The following is a 3,253-nucleotide window of genomic DNA, read 5'->3' as shown; positions in this document are numbered from 1 at the left end:
GTGGACACGATCGCCTCGACATCGCGCGGGGTGAGTTCCGGATTTTCTTCCGTGAGCCGGTTGACGAGTTCCGACCGAATCATTTGCTTCCCCACCATCGCAACACGCACCGCGCGTATACCGCGGCACGTGATTGATACAGATAAATACGCTTCCGCGATAGGACCGACGCAGTGCCATATCGGCAAACGAAAAGGGGCCGGCATTACCGACCCCTTCGCGTGCGTTGTTCCGCAAATGTCGAAGACTTACTTCTTCGAGTCGCGGGCCTTGAGCGCCTCGCCAAGAATGTCGCCAAGCGACGCGCCCGAGTCGGACGAACCGTACTGCGCCACAGCCTGCTTCTCCTCGGAGATCTGCATCGCCTTGATCGAGAAGGTCGGCTTCTTCGAACGGTCGAAACCGGTCACCATCGCGTCGAACTTCTGACCGACCTGGAAACGCTCCGGACGCTGCTCGTCGCGGTCGCGGCCGAGATCGGTGCGCTTGATGAAGCCGGTCGCGCCGTCGTCGCCCTGCTGCACTTCGAGGCCGGCGTCGCGGACCTCGAGTACGGTGACGGTGACGACCTGGTTCTTGCCCAGGCGGTCGCCAGCACCGGCCGAGACCGGACCGCCACGCTCGAGCTGCTTCATGCCGAGCGAGATGCGCTCCTTCTCCGAGTCGATGTCGAGCACGACCGCCTGAACGGTCTCACCCTTGCGGTGCAGGTTGAGCGCGTCCTCACCCGAAACACCCCAGGCGATATCCGACATGTGGACCATGCCGTCGACGTCGTTGTCGAGGCCGATGAACAGGCCGAACTCGGTCGCGTTCTTGACTTCGCCCTCGACGGTCGAGCCGACCGGGTGCGCGGCGGCGAATGCCTCCCACGGATTGGCCTGCGCCTGCTTGAGACCGAGCGAGATGCGGCGCTTCTCGGCGTCGACCTCGAGCACCACCACGTCAACTTCCTGCGAGGTCGAGACGATCTTGCCCGGGTGGACGTTCTTCTTGGTCCAAGACATTTCCGACACGTGAACCAGGCCCTCGATGCCCGGCTCCAGCTCGACGAACGCACCGTATTCGGTGATGTTGGTCACGCGGCCCGACAGCTTCGCACCGACCGGGTACTTGACGCCAGCGCCATCCCACGGATCGCTCTCGAGCTGCTTCATGCCGAGCGAGATGCGCTGCGTGTCCTTGTTGATGCGGATGATCTGCACCTTCACCGTGTCGCCGATGTTGATCATCTCCGACGGGTGCTGGACGCGCTTGTACGACAGGTCGGTGACGTGGAGCAGGCCGTCGATACCGCCCAGGTCAACGAACGCACCGTAGTCGGTGATGTTCTTGACGACGCCCTCGATAATCTGACCCTCGGCCAGGCTCTGAATCAGGCCCGAGCGCTGCTCGGCGCGGGTTTCCTCGAGCACGGCACGGCGCGACACGACGATGTTGCCGCGCTTGCGGTCCATCTTAAGGATCTGGAACGGCTGCGGAATGTCCATCAGCGGGGTGACGTCGCGCACCGGGCGGATGTCGACCTGCGAACCCGGCAGGAAGGCGACGGCGCCCGACAGATCGACCGTGAAGCCACCCTTGACGCGGCCGAAGATCGTGCCCTCGACGCGCGCGGTCTTCGCGAACTCGACCTCAAGCTTGTCCCAGGCGGCCTCGCGGCGGGCGCGGTCGCGGCTGAGCATTGCTTCGCCGTGCATGTTCTCGACGCGGTCGACGTACACCTCGACCTCGTCGCCGATCTTCAGCTCGGCCTTCTGGCCCGGCGCAGGCGCGAATTCGCGCAGCGGCACGCGGCCTTCGCTCTTCAGGCCGACGTCGATGACGGCCAGGTCGTTCTCGATGCCGGTAACGGTGCCGAGCACCACGCGGCCCTCGAAGCTGTCGGCGCCGCCGAACATGTCATCGAGCATTGCCGCGAAATCGTCGCGTGAGGGAGCTGCCGTAGAGGCCATAAATCCGTAAGTCCTAAACGTTGTCGTTTCCGGCCAAGCGGTTGGTTCCGCTGGTCTAGGGGGCAACCCCCAGGGCCAAAACACCACGCCGGCCCCATGCCGGACGCGGTATCCGCGCGCGCCGAGAGAGTGCAGAGACACAGAACGCTGGTGCGAAAAGGGCGCAGCATTTTGCTGTAGCCGCGCCATGCCTCCGCGAAGCCTAAGCCCGCTGGACCGCGCGCCCTTAGCGGAAGCGCAGGGTAGAAGCAAGCATTGGCGGGGGCGATCAGCCCTGCGGGCGCCGCGCCTCGACGAGCGCGATAGCCTTGGCAATCGAGGCGTCGATCGACAGGAAGCTGGTATCGAGCAGCGCCGCGTCGGCGGCGGGGACAAGCGGGGCGGCTGAGCGGCTGCTGTCGCGTTCGTCGCGCGCGCGGATGTCGGCGAGTACCTGGTCGTAGCTTACACCGCTGCCGCGGTTTTTAAGTTCGGCGTGGCGGCGCTGCGCGCGGATCGTCGGGGTTGCGCGGACGAACAGCTTGGCGAGCGCATCGGGCGCGATCACCGTACCGATATCGCGTCCGTCTAGCACCGCGCCGCCCTCCTGATGGGCGAAGCGCTTTTGGCGTTGGAGCAAGGCCGCGCGCACTAGCGGGTGTGCCGAGACAACCGAGGCGAGCTGCCCGACATCGTCGTCGCGCAAGCCCGGATCGGCAAGCGTCAGCTCGTCGAAGTCGCACGCAGCGACGGCATCCGCCTCCTTCTCGGGATTGAGTTCCATGCGGCGGACGGTGGCGGCTACCGCGCGATAGAGCAGCCCGGTGTCGAGGTGCGGCAGGTGATAGTGGCGGGCGAGCGCCTTGGCGATCGTGCCCTTGCCCGATGCCGCGGGGCCGTCGACGGCGATGATCATGCGGCTTCTCCCGAAAGCTGCTCCAGTTGGTCGAAGAAGGTAGGATAGCTGGTCTGCACCGGCGACGCGTCGTCGAGCGTGATGGCGGCGCGCGCGTGAAGTGCGGCAACGGCCATGCTCATCGCGATGCGGTGATCAAGCCGGGTCGCGACCGTGCCGCCGCCGGGGATCGCGTCGCCGCCGCTGCCGTCGATCGACAGGCCGTCCTCGTGCTCGGTTACCGGGACGCCGTTTGCCTCAAGCGCCAATCGCATCGCGGCGATGCGATCGCTTTCCTTTACGCGCAGTTCGTCGGCGCCGCGCGCGACCGTGCGACCGGCGGCGAAGGCTGCGGCGACGAACAGCACCGGATATTCGTCGATCATCGACGGCGCGAGATCGTGCGGTACGGTGATGCCCTGCA

2 protein-coding genes and 1 pseudogene are annotated in these 3,253 nt (G+C 65.8%); all 3 read right to left on the bottom strand.

What is annotated here, in order from left to right:
• Positions 1 to 248: 248 nt before the first annotated feature.
• On the bottom strand, positions 249 to 1,955 hold the full coding sequence (gene rpsA, locus QZ753_RS03175; protein WP_294641158.1) for a 30S ribosomal protein S1: 1,707 nt from the start codon (positions 1,953 to 1,955) through the stop codon (positions 249 to 251).
• A gap of 268 nt (positions 1,956 to 2,223) precedes the next feature.
• Positions 2,224 to 2,850 carry a d(CMP) kinase gene (locus QZ753_RS03170; RefSeq protein ID WP_294641156.1) on the bottom strand — a complete coding sequence of 209 codons (627 nt, stop codon included), beginning with the start codon at positions 2,848 to 2,850 and terminating at the stop codon, positions 2,224 to 2,226.
• A pseudogene (locus tag QZ753_RS03165) lies at positions 2,847 to 3,253 on the bottom strand (3-phosphoshikimate 1-carboxyvinyltransferase); the annotation flags it as partial. The gene QZ753_RS03170 and the pseudogene QZ753_RS03165, both read right to left, overlap by 4 nt.

This window comes from uncultured Aureimonas sp., from assembly GCF_913775355.1.
Lineage (GTDB): Bacteria > Pseudomonadota > Alphaproteobacteria > Rhizobiales > Rhizobiaceae > Aureimonas.
This window is presented reverse-complemented; position numbering and strand designations above follow the sequence as displayed.